The organism is Clostridium sp. YIM B02551 (genome assembly GCF_022324735.1).
GTDB classification, from domain to species: domain Bacteria; phylum Bacillota; class Clostridia; order Clostridiales; family Clostridiaceae; genus Clostridium_T; species Clostridium_T paridis.
Genome location: NZ_JAKGTF010000021.1, coordinates 1 through 17,509, shown reverse-complemented (window position 1 = coordinate 17,509; position 17,509 = coordinate 1). Strand labels below are relative to the sequence as shown.

At 30.0% G+C, this 17,509-nt stretch carries 20 protein-coding genes; 16 read left to right on the top strand and 4 right to left on the bottom strand.

Going from position 1 to position 17,509, the window contains the following annotated elements; translation table 11 throughout:
- Positions 1-22 precede the first annotated feature (22 nt).
- The 6 genes from L1S47_RS19170 to L1S47_RS19145 all read left to right on the top strand — a co-directional run bounded on the left by L1S47_RS19170 (position 23) and on the right by L1S47_RS19145 (position 8,185).
- On the top strand, positions 23-5,314 hold the full coding sequence (locus L1S47_RS19170; protein ID WP_238886395.1) for a phage tail protein: 5,292 nt from the start codon (positions 23-25) through the stop codon (positions 5,312-5,314).
- Between the two features lie 11 nt (positions 5,315-5,325).
- Positions 5,326-5,631: a hypothetical protein gene (locus tag L1S47_RS19165; protein WP_238886393.1), complete on the top strand. Its 306-nt coding sequence runs from the start codon at positions 5,326-5,328 to the stop codon at positions 5,629-5,631.
- A gap of 68 nt (positions 5,632-5,699) precedes the next feature.
- The gene (locus L1S47_RS19160) at positions 5,700-5,963 is read left to right on the top strand and encodes a hypothetical protein (protein WP_238886391.1); all 264 of its coding nucleotides are present in this window, start codon (positions 5,700-5,702) and stop codon (positions 5,961-5,963) included.
- Between the two features lie 164 nt (positions 5,964-6,127).
- Entirely contained in the window at positions 6,128-6,457 is a 330-nt protein-coding gene (locus L1S47_RS19155; RefSeq protein WP_238886389.1) for a hypothetical protein, read from the top strand.
- Between the two features lie 15 nt (positions 6,458-6,472).
- Entirely contained in the window at positions 6,473-7,552 is a 1,080-nt protein-coding gene (locus L1S47_RS19150; RefSeq protein WP_238886387.1) for an N-acetylmuramoyl-L-alanine amidase family protein, read from the top strand.
- A 54-nt stretch (positions 7,553-7,606) separates the two neighbouring features.
- Positions 7,607-8,185 (top strand): hypothetical protein, encoded by a 579-nt coding sequence (locus L1S47_RS19145; RefSeq protein WP_238886378.1) that lies wholly within the window; start codon positions 7,607-7,609, stop codon positions 8,183-8,185.
- 60 nt (positions 8,186-8,245) lie between these two features.
- Here L1S47_RS19145 and L1S47_RS19140 read toward each other — a convergent pair whose 3' ends face one another.
- On the bottom strand, positions 8,246-8,425 hold the full coding sequence (locus L1S47_RS19140) for a hypothetical protein (protein ID WP_238886376.1): 180 nt from the start codon (positions 8,423-8,425) through the stop codon (positions 8,246-8,248).
- Between the two features lie 2 nt (positions 8,426-8,427).
- Positions 8,428-8,598 (bottom strand): hypothetical protein, encoded by a 171-nt coding sequence (locus tag L1S47_RS19135; RefSeq protein ID WP_238886373.1) that lies wholly within the window; start codon positions 8,596-8,598, stop codon positions 8,428-8,430.
- A 337-nt stretch (positions 8,599-8,935) separates the two neighbouring features.
- Between L1S47_RS19135 and L1S47_RS19130 the strand changes: the two genes are divergently transcribed.
- From L1S47_RS19130 to L1S47_RS19100, 7 genes are all read left to right on the top strand, one after another.
- Positions 8,936-9,319, top strand: coding sequence for a hypothetical protein (locus tag L1S47_RS19130; protein WP_238886371.1), 384 nt, complete (start codon positions 8,936-8,938; stop codon positions 9,317-9,319).
- Positions 9,320-9,333: 14 nt separating this feature from the next.
- Positions 9,334-9,549 carry a helix-turn-helix transcriptional regulator gene (locus tag L1S47_RS19125; RefSeq protein ID WP_238886369.1) on the top strand — a complete coding sequence of 72 codons (216 nt, stop codon included), beginning with the start codon at positions 9,334-9,336 and terminating at the stop codon, positions 9,547-9,549.
- Between the two features lie 135 nt (positions 9,550-9,684).
- The gene (locus L1S47_RS19120) at positions 9,685-10,551 is read left to right on the top strand and encodes a ParM/StbA family protein (protein ID WP_238886367.1); all 867 of its coding nucleotides are present in this window, start codon (positions 9,685-9,687) and stop codon (positions 10,549-10,551) included.
- The gene (locus tag L1S47_RS19115; protein ID WP_238886365.1) at positions 10,542-10,718 is read left to right on the top strand and encodes a hypothetical protein; all 177 of its coding nucleotides are present in this window, start codon (positions 10,542-10,544) and stop codon (positions 10,716-10,718) included. The genes L1S47_RS19120 and L1S47_RS19115 overlap by 10 nt, the downstream gene beginning before the upstream one ends.
- A gap of 286 nt (positions 10,719-11,004) precedes the next feature.
- Entirely contained in the window at positions 11,005-11,406 is a 402-nt protein-coding gene (locus tag L1S47_RS19110; protein ID WP_238886363.1) for a hypothetical protein, read from the top strand.
- Positions 11,407-11,417: 11 nt separating this feature from the next.
- Positions 11,418-11,699: a hypothetical protein gene (locus L1S47_RS19105; RefSeq protein WP_238886361.1), complete on the top strand. Its 282-nt coding sequence runs from the start codon at positions 11,418-11,420 to the stop codon at positions 11,697-11,699.
- On the top strand, positions 11,699-14,038 hold the full coding sequence (locus L1S47_RS19100; RefSeq protein WP_238886359.1) for a hypothetical protein: 2,340 nt from the start codon (positions 11,699-11,701) through the stop codon (positions 14,036-14,038). Before L1S47_RS19105 ends, L1S47_RS19100 begins: the two co-directional genes overlap by 1 nt.
- A 26-nt stretch (positions 14,039-14,064) precedes the next feature.
- Here L1S47_RS19100 and L1S47_RS19095 read toward each other — a convergent pair whose 3' ends face one another.
- Positions 14,065-14,355: a helix-turn-helix domain-containing protein gene (locus L1S47_RS19095; RefSeq protein ID WP_238886356.1), complete on the bottom strand. Its 291-nt coding sequence runs from the start codon at positions 14,353-14,355 to the stop codon at positions 14,065-14,067.
- Positions 14,356-14,462: 107 nt separating this feature from the next.
- Positions 14,463-14,678, bottom strand: a complete 216-nt coding sequence (locus L1S47_RS19090) for a helix-turn-helix domain-containing protein (RefSeq protein WP_238886354.1) — start codon at positions 14,676-14,678, stop codon at positions 14,463-14,465.
- Positions 14,679-14,806: 128 nt separating this feature from the next.
- On the opposite strand from L1S47_RS19090, the gene L1S47_RS19085 reads away from it, so the two are divergent.
- The 3 genes from L1S47_RS19085 (at position 14,807) to L1S47_RS19075 (ending at position 17,190) form a co-directional block, all read left to right on the top strand.
- Positions 14,807-15,028: a hypothetical protein gene (locus tag L1S47_RS19085; protein ID WP_238886352.1), complete on the top strand. Its 222-nt coding sequence runs from the start codon at positions 14,807-14,809 to the stop codon at positions 15,026-15,028.
- A 632-nt stretch (positions 15,029-15,660) separates the two neighbouring features.
- Positions 15,661-16,476, top strand: coding sequence for a flagellar motor protein (locus L1S47_RS19080; protein WP_306796805.1), 816 nt, complete (start codon positions 15,661-15,663; stop codon positions 16,474-16,476).
- Complete coding sequence (locus L1S47_RS19075; protein WP_202768775.1) at positions 16,477-17,190, top strand: flagellar motor protein MotB; 714 nt, start codon at positions 16,477-16,479, stop codon at positions 17,188-17,190.
- Positions 17,191-17,509: the final 319 nt, after the last annotated feature.

Sequence of the window (17,509 nt, the reverse complement as noted above, 5' to 3'; positions counted from 1 at the left end):
CCTTTTCAGAAAGGAGGAAGGAATGCTTCAATTATATGATTTAAATAAAAATAAGATTGCAGGATTAAAAAACTATAAGGATTTAAATGTAGAGAGGACTTTAGATGGTGATGAGGTACTCTCTTTTTCTTATCAACAATCAGATTCTAAGTATGACTCTATAAAAGAAGAATGCTATATAAGGACAAAGAAAAATGAGTATGTAATTAAAGAAGTAAATATCCAGGATGATTGGACAATATTTTCAGGAAAAATAAATATTGAAAGTTTAAAAGGTACACCCTTTCCTTACTTTGAAGCAGTAGAACAATTATGTACTAATGCAGTTAATTTAGCCTTAACAGGTACTGGATGGACAATAGGATCGTGTGATGTAACTAAGAAGAGAACAGTAAGAAAAGCAAATTGTAGCTCATATGACATTCTGCAAGAAATCAGAAAAGTTTACAGATGTGATTTTAAGTTTGATGCTATAAACAGAAAGATTTATATTTATCAATCAATGGGAAATGATAAAGGGGTTTACTTTAGTGATAGTTTGAATTTGAAAAAGCTTAGCATACAAAGTAGCTCATATGATTATTGCACCAGGCTAATTCCGAGGGGTAAAGATGGTCTTAGTATACAGGATATCAATGGTGGCAAAGAATATGTTGAAAACTACCAGTACTCAACTAAGATCATAACTGTATATTGGGAAGATAATAGATACACTGATGCTCTAAGTCTCAAGGAAGATGCAGAAGCTAAACTCGATGAATTATCTAAACCTATACGAGCCTACAAAGCAGATATGTTTGATTTAGCAAATTTAAATGACAAGTATAAAGATATCTTAGATTATGATCTTGGAGATACTGTAACATTACTATCTAAGGACAAGAAGGTTAAGGAAAAACAGAGGATAGTTAAAATAGTTGAGTATCTAGACGAACCTGAACGAAACTCATGTGATATTGCAAACAAGTCTCTAAGCTTTGAAGATATTCAAGTTGAAAACGAAGCAGTTATAGATAATGCAGATAGAGTTTTAACAAGTGATGGAAAACTTGTTGGTAGTAAGGTTGATAGCATAGATGCGGTGACACAGATTAAAAATCTTGACAGTGAAGTCGCTAGGATAACAAATCTTACTGTAATTAATGCAAATATTCAAGATTTATATGCGAGCAAAGCTTCAATTGATGCTTTAAATGCTACTATAGCAAGAATAGGAGATTTAGAAGCTACAACAGCAACAATAACAGATTTAAGCGTAGTATCAGCTAGAGTTGGAACACTTGAAGCTGGTAGTGCAACTATTACGGATCTAAATGCAGCAAATGCTAAAATAGCTACTTTAGAATCTAGAGCAGCATCTATAGATAATCTACTTGCAGGGAATATTGGAGTATCTAATTTGCAAGCAGGGCTAATTACCGCAACTAGCGGATTAATAGCTAATGGAGCTATTAATGATGCTATGATAAATAATCTTAGCGTTAGCAAAATTCTAGCAGGAGATATATCTACTAGCAAATTTAGAATAGTTTCAGACAGTGGTAATATGCTTTTATCAGATAATACCATACAAATAAAAGACAGTACTAGGGTTAGGGTTCAAATAGGTAAGGACGCAAGTAATGACTATAACATGTATGTGTGGGATAGTTCAGGAAACTTGATGTTTGATGCAACAGGACTAAAGGCAAATGGTATCAAGTCTAAAATAATAAGGGATGATATGGTATCAGATACTGCTAATATTAACGGTTCCAAGATAGAAAAAGAAAGTTTAATTACACAAATAAATGGAGCAACTAGCACATTAAAAGCAAGTAAGGTTAAACTTGATACAGAAAATCAAACTTTAGATTTAGCATTTACGAGTTTGAAGAGTACAGTAACTACTACGGCCAATACAGTGAGTAGTCAAGGAACTTCTATAACTACACTTCAAGGTCAGATAAGCTCTAAAGTATGGCAACAAGATATAAATAATAGTATCAACGCTAACGTTAATGGAAGAAATTTGATTTTAAATGGGGACTTTAGTAATGGTGAAACCAGTTGGATAGGTTCGGGTGGAGTGATTGATAGCACAGTTGCTTTATTCGGAGTAAATTCATTAAAATTCATAGCTTCATCTTCTAATCCATATAGAACTCAAAATGTAGTATGCTATTCTGCTCATAAATTGTATGTAGCTGTAAATTGTTTCATATCAAATTATACGAGTGGTTTTATTGGAATATTGGATGTAAGAGGGATTAATGGTTCTACTGTTAAAGCTCAAGTAAATGCTGATACTACAAAAATAAATCAATGGCAAAAAAAATCAGCAATTGTTACTATGGACATGGACGCACCTATAAAAATGTATATTGGTGCAGCAAATACCGTATGTACTGCAACTTTCAACATAGATGGTATTGTGATTATAGACCTTACAGAAGTTTTTGGAGCAGGAAATGAACCATCTCAAAGTTGGTGTGATACTAATATTACATTTACATCTGTTTCTAGTAATGTACAATCACAGTTAGATAGTGTCACAACAAGAATAACTAGTGCAGAAAGTTCTATAACCCAGCTAAACAGTAGCATTTCTCTAAAAGTTAACTCATCAGATTTTACAACTTACAAAACTTCAAATGATAATGTGATAAGTTCACTATCTTCACGAGTAAGTAATGCTGAATTAAAAATAACAGATAGTGCTATTGTATCAACAGTAAGAAGTTCGAGTGCATACACAAATGATCTGGTGGCTAAAGCTAATCAGAGTGATTTAAATACAACCAATAGTAATTTAGGAGCATTGACTACTAGGGTATCTACTTCGGAGTCAAGTATTACACAATTAAATAATTCTATTGCTCTTAAGGTTTCTCAAACAGATGTACAGAATTATGTAAACTCAAGAGGGGCAAATTTAATTAGTAATGGAAATGCTACTTTAGGCAATAACACTAATTTTAGTAGTTTCGTGTTTGATGGCTCGGATTCATATTTCTCAAATGGGGCATTTAAGGATGCAGTATATAATTCGGTAAGATATTCAGATGAGCTAATCCCTGTTGATGTAAATAAAACTTATAGAATGTCCGTATGGGCTAAGACTAATCCTAATGTTGGAGCTCATTATTACATTGGTATAGCTGAATATGATTGTGACGGAAATCCTATTTCAATGGGTAATCACAGTTATACAAAAAATACATTGTCAACTCTACTTACTGATCTAAAAAATGGCGACACTGTTGTAAATTTAGATAATGTTGATAATTGGGATAATGTTACTACTATTTCGGGTAAGAAAGGTTTCATATTCTGGGATTGGAAAAATAAATCTGGTTATCTATATCCCCCTTTGACATATTCCAGACATCTATCGGGTGGTGATACTTTTAGTACTGGCGCCATTGACTTTGTAAATAAAACAATAACACTAAGAGTCCCATGGGCAGGAGGAACAGTTGTAGCAGGAACAAAACTTAGTCAACTAGGCTATGTAAATGCATCTACCTATAAGTACATTTCAGCAGTAAATGTGGCTATACCTAGCGATTGGACAAAGTACACAGGAACTATCGGAGGAATTGATACAACTGGGGATAATGACCAAACTAAATTTGCTTATGGTACGGCTTATGTAAAGCTATTATTCTTAAATAATAGAGATGTTACAGGCTCAACAGTTTGGTATTCAAATTTAAGTTTTGGACTGGATTCAGCATCTCAGGGTGATTTAACCGCATTAACTACAAGGGTATCCACTTCTGAATCAAGTATCACACAATTGAGTAATTCTATTGCTCTTAAGGTTAGTAAGTCAGATATAGAATCTATGAAGAATAATCTAATCAAGTTTAGATATGTTAGAGATTGGTTAAACAATTCTACCGCAGGAGCAGGGAATCATTGGACAGAACTAAAGGTAATGCAAGGAACAACCAATTTGGCTAAGGCTAAAACAGTTACGGCTGTAACGGGAGTAGTTACTAATCCCCAATTTACAACTGATGAGGAATTAAACGCTAATAATAATGGTAAATATTCTACAGTAACATCAGGTCTAAATGCGGTCGTATTAGATTTAGGAGCGGTGTACGAAAATGTTGATTATATTCAAGTTTGGCATTACTATTGGGATGGAAGAATATATCACGGCACAAAGACAGAAGTAAGCGTAGATGGAGTTACATGGACACCATTATTTGATAGTGCAATATCGGGAGAATATAAAGAAACTGCAAACGGTCATGTGGTTAATGTAAATATAGGAAATATAGTTAATCGAATTACAAGCGCCGAGGCATCTTTGACAGTACAAGCTAATCAAATATCCGCTAAAGTAGATAGTAATGGAGTTATAGCAGCTATTAATGTAAGTCCCGAAACTGTAAAGTTAAGTGCAAGTAAAATAGATCTATCTGGCTATGTTACTATATCAAGTTTAATAACACCAGGTGCAACAACTATTAATGGAAACAACATAATCACAGGTACAATATCAGCAGATAAAATTTCAGTAGGAACACTAACAGGATTCACAGTTCAAACTGCATCAGATGGATCTAGGGTAGTTATGTCAGGAAATGCTATAAACAGCTACAATTCATCCGGTGTTAATATTGTGACTTTAGGTGGCACTGACGGAACTATAACAGTGAAAAACCCAAATGGTTCACTCATAATGATGATAGGGAACACTAATCCTAATTATGCATATTGGCCAGTACATGTTAATACTACCATTGGTGCAAATTCATTTATTTCTCTTTCGGGGGCAGCTAAATTAGAATATGATTATTTTATGGGGACACAAGCGATAGTCGAAAGAGTTAGAGGGCAAAGTAACGCAGAAGTATTTAATATAGGTAGTGGTTACTGCGGAGTTGATATGGGAGGCGGAGATGCTAGATGGAGAAGAGATTCTAGTAACTATATACTACAGACAACTGGAGGAGCATATTTCTATTTCGGAAATACACAAAGACATGCCCTATATTCCAACGGTACTAAATCAGGCGGTTCGATAGAGATTAGATCAACTAATTATGGATTATCTCCAGTAGACAGCCCTAAGGTATTAATAGAGGATCTTATACTTGATAAAGAAGTCCAAGAAAGTGGAACTGTTATCGAACTGGACTCCAGGCTTGCAGATGCACTATTTAAATATGGGGTTTTCCCAAGCAATGGAGCTGTTCAAGTTATCAAAAAGGACAAGACATCATTTACTGTAAAAGGCTATACAGGGGTAGTTGATTTCAGAATTGTTGGATTGAGAATAGACTCAACAGAAGTAGATTGGTTAGTTCTATATTAGGAGGTAGAAAGATGGCTATACAGAAAGAGATAGTAGCCCCAACAGGGGCGGTAGCAACATATTGGACAGTTCAATCAATAGCTATGAATTACTTGGAGAAAAGAGCCCAAATAATCATATATGGATATGCTAATGAGGAGGCTAGGAATAATGTTCCATCAAATTATATACACAGAAAGATATTTAATATTTATGGAGACCACTTTGAAATTTTTGGCACTGATGAGCTAAGTATCGCAGAAATGTGTCCAATTAAAGCTTGTTATGAGTATATAAAGACACATGACGAGGATTTTAAAGATGCTATTAATGTATAAAAATTCTAAAAAATATATTGAAAGCAAACATTTGTTCTCGTATAATATCACTTAAAGAGGTGAGTTATATGAGAGTATTAGATAAAAAATGTGAAGTATTAACTAGCCATGACACTGATGGGAATATGAAACCTCATGTAATCTTAGTGGAAGATGAAGAAGGAATACAAAAAGAAATTAAGATTTGCAAGAGACTTCTACAGAGAAAAGAAAAAGTGGAAAAGGTAGAACATCTAATATATAGTTGTCAGGCTGTAATAAATGAAGCGATGAGGTACTTAGAACTAAAATATAATAAAGAAACTTGCAAATGGGTATTATGGAGAATGTAGGTGAAATTGGATGAATTGTAAAAATTGCATATATAAGAAATGTCTAAAAAGGACAGACAAAGAGTTTTCTATTTGCCCAGTTGAAATGGCTAAAAGAAATAGTAAAAATAGAGAGAGTTGATTATTCAACTCTCTTTTGTTTTACAAAAAAATGGAGGTGTAACATGAATGAAAATTGCAAAAATTGTATGCAAGTTGAAAACTTAAAGAATGATGTTGATAGGCTTAGAAATGACGTAAAAGACATATATGAAAGGCTGAGAGAAGTAGAGAGTTTTTCAGCTTCTGGTGGAGAACAAATAAAAATGATATTTAAAATTCTAGAAGAAATAAAAGATAGTATTAAAGATATTGGTTCAAAAATTGGTGAGAATGAGAAAAAACCAGGAGAAGAGTATTCAAAAGTTAAAATGATTATTATTACTGCAATAATTTCAACTTTAACCTCAGGTATTGGAGGAGCAATTCTAGCATCAATACTAATAAAAAAATAATAAGGAGATGGGGAAATGTTTAAAACTAAAAAGATGTTATTATTTTTACTTGTGGCTGCTTTTATTAGTAGCTTTTTTATTTTACCTACTAATGTACAAGCAGTAACAGTTAATGAACAATTTATTCAGAATAATAGGAGTTATCAAAAGCTAAATCCAATTGGATTAGTAATACATGATACTGCAGATCCAGGTGCAACAGCTCAAAATGAACATGATTATTTTAATAGAGTATATGTAGGTGCGAATGCTCATTACTTTGTAGACTGGAATGGAGCTATACAATTTGTTCCTGAAAGTGAGGTAGGATGGCATGCAGGATATACAGCTAATCATAGGTATTTATCTATTGAGATGTGTGTACCATATGCAAGCCAAGAGCAATTTGATCTGGTATATAAAAATACAGTTGAATTAGCAGCTCAATTATGTAAAAAGTATGGATGGAATACAAATGATAATGTATTTTCACATAAATATATTTCAGATACTTACAAAGAAACAGACCATCAAGATCCATATTCATATTTAACTCAATACGGAAAGTCATGGCCACAATTACTAAATGATATACAAATAGCTATTGATGGTAATAGAACACAAATACAAAATCCAATAGTTCAGCCTAGTAAACCAGTTGTAGCTACACAAAGTAGTAATCTAGCTGGTTTTTCTTATGCAAATAATGCAAAAGTAGTTGGAGATGATTTATATATCAGAGATGAAAATGGAGTTAGTATTCCAGGGAGATACGTAAGTAATGGTGACAATATCACAGTACTAGATATAAGTTATAGCAAACAACTTGCACAGGTAGAATATCCTACTCCTTCAGGAGTTCGCAAGGGATATGTCAAAAATGTTCAAAACTTAATTAAATATTACTATCAAGGGCAATATGCTAACGGTTCTACTTCAGAAGCTGTCTATTTAGAAAATTCATTACAAAATAAGTTTGGAAGCTTGGACCCAAGAGAGCAAGCTACCCCACTATATAGGGCAGGAAATAAGCTATGTGTTGTATATTCAACTTCAAAGGGGATAAATACCAAGAATGGTTTTGTTGATTATAATGACCATTTTAGTAAGTTTTAAGAGTATAAAAAATCAGATGATTTTATTTTTTTTATATTTTAGGAGGAATGAGAAATGTCAAATTTACAAATTGTATTATTAATATTAGTGTCTAGTGCTGTAAGTGTTACAGGAATGTTAATTTTAGCGCCTATTTTAAACAAAAAAGGTATTAACGTAGAAGAAGAATTTCAAAATACTGATAAAATATTAAATGGAATAGATAAGGTTGTTGATGTAGCCAAGATGATAGTACCTAATAGTCCAATAGTTAATATAATTGATAAAGTTCAGGAATACGCATATCAAGGGGTACATGCAGTAGAACAATTATACATTTCATCTAAACTTACAGCTGATGAAAGAAATGCAGCAGCGAAAGATTCAGTACACAATGTGCTTAATTTATTAGGTGTTGAAATTACACCAGAGATTGAGAAAGTTATTGATAATTGCATAGAAGCTGAAGTATTAGCTTTAGGACATAAAGAAGAGGCATCAAAAATAGTCCAGGCTAATCTTGAAGTAGCTAACCAGCAATTACAGACTAAGATAAATGAACAATTACAGATTAATCAAACACTTCAATCAGAAAATAGGCTTTTAAAAGATAAAGTTACTCAGATGCAAAATGTTGTTGGAAATATTCGGTAATTTATAATAAAAGGCCATACTTTAGATATTTCTCTAAAGTATGGCCTTGTTTTTTTTATTTTAGATTGTGTTTAATAACATTTCACGTTCTTTTATAAGTATCTTTAGTTCTTCTAAATCTTCTAAAGTAGCATCTTTTTTCACAAAATTTCTTGCCGTAGATCTATTTCTTAAATATCGAGCCTTTTCCCTATTGGATTCCTGCCATCTCTTATTGGCCTCAGATTGCTTTGTAGGCATTATTATTCACCTCGTTTAAATAATTTAATAATCATAAGAATTACCATTATAACAAGTAAAACTAATGCAATGATTTGTAATGTATTTAAGTTATTAAAGTTTAAACTAGATAAGTATATCCCTGATAATACTAGAGCAATAATATCTGTACTTAAGCTTAATTTTTTCTTCATATTTTTATTAGATGATGATATAATGTATTACAAGGATAAGGGAGGGAGTGAATTTCCCTTACCCTGTTGTGTGTTAGCGTTTCTTTTTTGAGAAACGCTTTTTCTTTTTTTTCTTTGGCAACAGTTCTTTTATTAACTTGATTATTGTTAGTATGAAAACTGTTATTTGTAATACATCTTTCAACATCGTTTTTATCACCTCCTATATTTATATTATACTATCGATAGTATAAGAAGTCAATAGGTTTTGTAAAAAAATATACAATTTTTTATAACTTTCTTTTTATGTTAAAATATGTTATATTTTATTTGTAATTGTATACGAGGGGGGAAAAGCATGAGAATAAGTGGAACAATGAGTTTTATATTTAAGCTAATATTAAGCCTAGTTGTTATTTTTAGTGCAATGGGTATGGAGGTTGTACTAAAAACACCAACATTATACTTAATAATAAGTGCGATTATAATAATCCTAGCGATAGCAGAATTGATATTTATGTTAAGGAATAATAAAAACATTTTTAGTATATTAAACATAGTCTCAGTAATATTTGTAGTAATTTCATTTTTTATAATTAGAAAATATAACCTATTAGATTATAAAGAACACAAAGAATTACTAAATAAAAGTTCAACTTTTATGATGTTTTCAATATTGGCATTAGTTAATATAATATTCGGAATTGCAAATATAATCATTGGATTTTCAAAAAAAATATAAAACGAGGTAAGCCAATGACACTAAAAAATAAACTTAAAGAGATACGAATGAAGGAATATATGATAAACCAAAAAGAATTTGCTGAATTCTTAGGGTTAAATAGAAGTCAATATAACAAGTATGAAAATAATAAAGAACAACCGTCAATAGAAGTATTTTACAAAATAGCAAAGAAGCTAAATAGAAAAATTGATGATATTATTGAATGTGAAAAAGAGAGCAATGATTAGCTCTCTTTTTTTGAACCTAAATTTCCAAAAGAAATAAAAAATATACTAATTAAATATTTTTGTTGTTGATTGGAAACTTTTTAATTCTTTGTGCATATAAATATAACAAAGGAATAAAAATGGAGGAATAAAATAATGATTTTAGGAATTGATATAGGCAATTATGCTACAAAAACATCAAATGGTATCAATTTTCAGTCAAAAGTATCAAAAGTAGGAAATATTTTAGGTGGAGATACAGAATTAATAATTGATGGAGAAAAGTTTTTTATAGGAACAGGTGAATTTGAAACTGAATTTAATAAATCTAAAAAAACAAACTTTTTACAACTCATGTATGCAGCAATAGCATTATCTACAGATGATGAAGAAAATCAAGTAGTTACAGGTTTACCAATAGGACAATATAAGGAATATAAAGATAAGCTTAAGTGTAGAATTCAAGAAAATTGGTATAAAGAATTAAAAGTTAATGGTGACAAAAAGACTATCTATATTACTGATATTGAGATTATGCCTGAAAGTGCTATAGTTGCTGATGATGATTTTGAAGGAATAGTTTTAGATCCAGGGGGAAGGTCAACTGATATTTGTCTAATAAGAAATATAAATGGTAAGAGAAAGATAATAAATCCAGTATCCATACCTCAAGGGACCATCAATTTATTTAGTGAAGTAAGTAAACAGATAAATTCGAAATTTGGTATAGATACAAAATTAGAAGATTCTGAGAGGATAATTAAAAACGGATTAAAGATAAATGGAATTACAAAGAATATGGATTTTATTATAGATATATTTAAAAGTTATGTTGATAGTATTGTGAATAAGTTGAAAATTGAATACAGTTTAGCAACTGAAGAGGTTTTGGTAGTTGGTGGTGGTGGTGAGTTATTATTTAATGCAATAAAAAATAGAATACCTCAATCAATACTTAAAGAAAATCCTATATTTGCTAATGCTGAAGCATATGGAAAGGTTGGTGTTGAGTTATGGCAGTAAAATTACCAGTAAGTTTTTCAAGTAGCGAAAGAGATCAAAGAATTTTAGCACATGCTAAATCAAAAATGAGTTTTTCAGTATACGTTAAAGAGCTTATAGAAAAAGATATGGAGAATTGTAAAGACAGTAAAAAAACTCAAAGAAAGGTAACAAATTTTGATTTTTAATAAAAAAATAGCCTAACCATTATTAGGTTAGACTATCCCTATTTAACTACTACGCTAACTGCGTTACGCTAGTAGTCTATGCCACAAGTCTTTAAAAGTTTCCTGTTTTATATGTAATAATCACAAAGTTCATAAATTATTAATTTAATATGTAAATTATAAAAATCTAACTGCAAATTCTACAAATAAAGTTGTAGCAACAACACCACATGCAAATAGAAACATTATTATCACCTCGTTCAGTAGTATAACCAATTTTAAAATTAATATTCAGGGAGGGAAATAATTGATTAATTGTTTATGTAAAAAAGAAACTATGACTATTTCAGAGTTTTTAAATATGCAGGATGAAACTAATGAAAGAAGACTTGAAATATTAGCTTCTAAAATTCGAAAGAATAAGCAGCTAGAAAGATTCACTGTAACACTAATGGCATGTTGCTTATATGCACAAAAGGTATTAGCGGCTGAAGATGGAGTTGATAGATTAGGGAATAAATTATTATTTCTATTGAGAAAATGGGCAAAATGGATACTTTTAATTATGTGCGTGCTAGAATGCATTAAAGCAGGAGTTAATGGGGATAGCAAAAATATACTAAAAATAATAATGAAGTATGTGTTATTATATGCGAGTCTCTTTTTAGTACCGTATTTATTTGATGTAATAGCAGAAAGCTTTTCGTAGAAGGTGATGTTATGAATAGTATTAAAGAAATAGTTGATTTAGCAAAAGGAATTGGTTCGGATGGATGGAATACTTTAAAAACCATAGCTAAATTTCTAAACTATCTAATGCATCCAAAGTTAATTATACAAGCCTTATGGCATTTTATAGATATATACTCATTCTGGATATGCTTAGCAGTAGCTTTAGTGTGCATAATTTTATATGGATTAGGATATAAAAAATTCGCTAAATATGTTCCAACATCAATGGCCATTTATTCATTAATAAAAGTAATAGGAAGTGCATTTTGATGTTAAGTAAAATAAAGAGTATTAAGCTATCTAATTATTTTGAGATTATAAAGCCTAAATATGTATATCTGCAAATTAAACCACATAAAAGCACAAGAAATTATAATAGTACAAATATAGCTAAAGCTATTTTATATACTTATAAATCTATAAATAAACGCATTAGAATAGAGCAAAAGAAATTATTTGTTGAAACTACTTTTAAAATAAGCTATGTAATAGATATAGAAAAAAGTAATTCAAGTTTTTATTTCATAGTGCCAGAAGTATTCTTAAATATAATAATTGAAAAGATTAGAGAAATATGGCCAAAAGTAGAGTTAAACATTACGGATCCTATTAAAAGATTTAGTAATGAAACTATTTACTATCAACTTAATTATAAAAAAGAAGATGCACTTTCATTAACAGTAGATAAGAAGTCAAATGAACCTTTAAACGGAATTTTAAGTGTAATGGAGATAATGCAAGAAGAGGATAGGGTAACAATAATATATAATTTTATCCCTAAAAGCCAATATAATTGGGTAAAAAGATATAATGATACAATGAGCAAAATTAAAGATTTAAAGCCTATTGAAAAAGATAAAACGAGTGCGGAATATATGCTTAAATCAGCATTAAGTTTCATGAATCTTATTTTCACATCACTAGTAGAGGTCGCAAATGATTTTTCAGGTGGGAAAAAGAAAACAAATGAATTACTTAGTGAGCTACTAATAACATCAGATGTTTTAGATGTAAATAAGAGATTAACTAATGAGACAAAATTAAAGAAAGAAAAAAACGTACTAGATACCCAAATATTAATATGCTCAAATAGTAAAGACAAAACAAGACAATATAATAATGCATTATCAGTAAGTCAGGCGTATAGAACTATTGATGGCGATAATGAACTAGTATATAAGGAAGTAAGGAGCAATATACCAATTGATATAGAAAAGTATAAGTTTAAAAATATAGGTGAGAATACATTCTCAGTTGATGAATGTCAAAATTTTATTCAGCAACCTGGGAGATTATTAATGAGAATGTTGGGAATACAACACATTGAGGTTAATGAGGTAAAGGTACCGAAGGAACTGCAAAAAGGGTATATAAAATTAGGAACAGTAAAATGTAAAGGAGAGCTGCAAGAAGCATATATTGAAGATACATATGATAAAGGAAGTTTGCCATTAGTTTTAGTAGGAGCACAAGGAGCAGGGAAAAGTACGTTTATGGCCAATTATTATAGATTTGCAAACATAAGAAAAGAAGGTGGAGTTGTAATTGATTTTATAAAAAATTGTGAAATGAGTAATGAAATTATAAGTTATTTGCCAGAAGAGGATTTAATTATACTTGATTACACAATCGAAAATGATATACAAGGATTTGCTTTTAATGAGTTTAAGCTGGATCATAAGATGAATATCTTTGAAAAATTAAGTTTAACTAATTTACAAGCACAACAAGTTCTAACTTTTGTAGATGCCATAAATCAAGATCAACCACTCCAGGCAAGAATGAGAAAATATTTAAGTGCAGCAGCAAATGTTGTATTTGCGACTCAAGAAACATCATTAAAAGAAGTAATTAAGTGTCTAGAGAATCACGAAGATAGGAGAATTTATATCAATAAACTAAGTAATAAGGAAAAAGAATATTTAGAAGAGGAGATAAAATCATTAAATGAATTAGATGAGTATTCAAAGGTTACAAAAACAAATCTTGAAAGTAACGTAGTTGGAACTAAATTAGATAGAATTGATGGAATAATAGATAGAATAAGTCTATTAAGGGAAGACTTCAAACTTAAATATATGTTCAATAAAGGCTCTAAAGGTAATATTAATTTTGCTGAGGAATTAGAAAAAGGTAAAACAATTCTCATAAGAATGCCACAGGATTCATATAAAAAACACTCAAAAAATGTAATAGTTACTTTCCTTTTAAGCAAAATATGGATTTCAACAGAGCTAAGAGGGAAAATAAATAGTAAACCTAAAAAAACACACATAGCTATAGATGAACCATTTCAAACCAAAACTGCAATGAGAATGCTTGCTAATGATGAAATACTACCTCAAACTAGAAAATTTGGATGTAAGTTTATTTTTAGTTGTCAATATACTGAACAAATAGATATTTTAATGAATACGCTAGTAGGTGCTGGAGCAAGCTTTATGCTTTTGAATGGTACTAGTGAAAAAGACTTTAAGACATTTGAGAATAAATTAGATGGATTCGAATTTGAAGATCTAAGAGACATGGAAAGATTCAGTAGTTTGAATTTATTATATTATTCGAAGGGCTATGCCTCATTTATAAGTAAGTTGCCAAAACCAATCTGAAGAAAAAAATAAAGCTGAATGCAGCTTTATTTTTTATTTATATTATATTTTTCTACTACTTTAATAACTTCTAAAAGAAGTTCTTTAGAATATTTATCAAGCAAATTTATATTATGCTTTTCTTTTGTTCTTCCTAATAAATAGTCTAGACTTACGTTAAACATATCAGATATCTTAATTAAGTTAGTTATACTAGGCTCGCTTGTTTCTAATTCATATCCTGAAATAGTTTGTCTTGACACTCCTAAGTAATTTGCTAAATTCTCTTGTGTCATTTTCTTATCTTCTCTTAATTCCTTTAACCTATCACCAAACATAAAGTTACCCCTTTATTATAAATATATCTATTAAGATTTTATAATAAAGGGGATTACAGATTATTGAATTACAGATTATTTTGCATTATATTTACATTGTGCCGAATTTATTTGCGTCTCCTATAAGACTTTAAGAAATATATAAAGATCATAATTGGAGAAGTATTTAGTTCAATTGAAATATTTACTATTAGTTCCATAGTAACATTTGCATGATATTCATGTTCATTTTCAAGCTTAGAAAGATAGCTTTGACTTATGCCAAGTTTCTTTGCTAATTCTTCTTGAGTTAATTTCTTCCTATTTCTTAAGTTCCTAAGCAAAATAACACCTCAGACAACATTATATTACAAATATCGATTTGAATAAATGCATAAAATGTGGAAAAAAGTCAGCAAATATTCCTGTCAGGAATACTATTTGAGGTTATAATATTTGCAGGGGTGATACTATGGATAAAATAAAGAGTAAGTGTATTAAATATAAAGGAAGAAAGGTTATAATAAACATTTGTGATTACAATAATTTTGGGTGGAATATATTTAAATATAAAAGATATATTTGTATCTTTATGAGTTCAAATTACAATTCAAAGATAAAGAGTAAAATACTTCATTGTGCAATAAAAAGTAAAGATATAAAAAATACATATAATAATGTAGGAAAATTTTAAAAAAAGAATTTATATTTTCCCACACTTTTCCCACATAAGTTATACAAATATATATGATATTATAACAACATATGTAGTTGTAACCTTGAGAAAGCGAGAGTTATAACTACATATGTTAGCTTATGTTAAGCAAGGAACTAATCCGTGTGTCGGGGGTTCAAATCCCTCTAGGTGCACCAATAAAGGCTTTTACTAGGGTTTTATATCCTAGTTTTTTTGCTCTTAAGGAATTTATAGTATTTAAAGGTTGTGAATAAAAAATTAACGGATCATAATCGCCTTGCAATTTTTTTATTATCACAGGAAAGTAGAAGCATAAGGAAATAAGTGGTGTTTTAATTCTATAATAGTAGAAAAACATTTATCAAATAGGGGAATAAATAAACAACTCGTTAGTGATATTTTAATGTGAGTTGAAGCAATAAATTTACAAGTATGGTATAAAAAGAATCGGTTAACTTGAATAAGTAACCGATTCTTTTTATTTGCAATTAAATAAAAAACTACTATAAGTAAGTATTTAGAATTTTTCAAAGAGGACGAAAACTATACTAAATGGTTTTATCTAAGGGAGAGACATAACAAATTAAAGGCAGTAAGGATATTTTTTTTGTTAGAAGATTTCAATTAGTATGAAGAAGCTTATAAGTCTAGAAGGGAGATTAGAGATGGATATTGGGAGTTTATTAGGAATAATCGTTGGATTTGGTATGCTATTATTAGCATTTTTTGAAGAAGGGGGAAATCCAGGAGCATTACTATCAGTTACTTCAATAATGATAGTATTTGGAGGAACTATAGGAGCTGTTGTATTATCTTTTCCGGTAAAAACATTAAAAAAGGTTCCAGATAGCTTTAAGAAAGTTTTTATCACAAAGAAAAGCAGTATACCAGACCTTATAATTTATTTTAAGGAAGTTTCTACTTTGACTAGAAGAAATGGTTTATTAAGTCTTGAAGGTGAGTTAGGTAAGGAAGAAGTAGATCAATTTATTAAAGATGGGTTACAAATGGTAGCTGATGGGTTTGAACCTGATTTAATTAAAGATATATTAGAAACTAAAATCCAAGGAATGATTGATAAGAATAAAGAAGGAATACATATATTTGATGCTGCAGGAGGATTTTCTCCTACTATGGGTATCATAGGAACTGTTATGGGGTTGGTTAATGTATTAAGTAACCTAGCAGATCCAGAGTCATTGGGGCCGAAGATAGCAACAGCATTTATAGCAACTTTATATGGTGTTGCGTTTGCAAACTTACTATGGTTACCTATTGGTTCAAGATTAAAAGCTTTGAATGAACAAGATGTACTAGAAAAAGAAGTTATGTTACAAGGAATTTTAATGATTCAAAATGGTGTAAACCCTAATTCTATAGTTGCAAAATTAAGTTCATTCGTTGAAGAAGGAATGGAGGACGAATCAAAGAAGGAGGTGGAGTAGTTGAAAAGGCAACAAGAACCAGAAAAAGAGAATAATGAGAGATGGTTGTTAACCTACTCTGACCTAATTACATTACTAATGATATTTTTCGTTATAATGTATGCAAGTAGTAATGTTGATGCTCAAAAATATACCCAAATGTCAAATTCTTTTAGAGAAGTTTTTGGAGGAGGTAAAAATATTGTTGGAGAAACTAATAGTGTTGGAACTTCAACTCCTAAAGAAACAATTAATCCTCAAACAGATGAATTTCAGAATACAAAGGAAGAAATACAAAAGATTATTGACCAAAATAATTTATCGGACAAGGTATCTATTTCAGAAGAAGCTATTGGTCTAGTTGTAAGTTTTAATGATAATTTGTTTTTTGATAAAGGAAAGGCAGATGTAAAAGAAGAATCTAAAGCAAGATTGTTAGATGTTGCTAAAGTGCTTAAGAATATTAAAAATAATATTCGTGTAGAAGGATTTACGGATGATTTGCCGATACATACTAAAGAATTTAATTCAAATTGGCAGCTTTCATCTACTAGAGCATCTAATGTAACGGAATTTTTAGTAGAGGATGGAAATGTAGAACCTACAAGAGTTACGGCAGTAGGGCATGGTGAGTATAAACCTAAAGTAAAAAATGATAGTGAAGAAAATAGACAAAAAAACAGAAGAGTTGATATTGTAATTGTTAATGATAAATATAATTCTATTGGAAGTTAATGTATAATAAGTTGCATAAACTTATCCAAGTGTATCAATATGATTAAAAACAAGAAAATGGTTGAAATATAGAGAAATATATATTTAATTCTATATTTCGACTATTTTTTTTGTGATTTATTTTTTATAGGATGTTAAGATAAAACACGTCGCTGAGATGTTGCAAAACATAATAAATGTTACAAAACATAAAATGTGTTGACAAGTAACATAAGAAGTGATAACATAAATAAGCAAGTAAATTGCTCTTTGAAAATTAAACAGAGGAAATGAAGTAAGATTTAGAAATAAACTTAAGTCAACGTAATCTTTTGAGTTA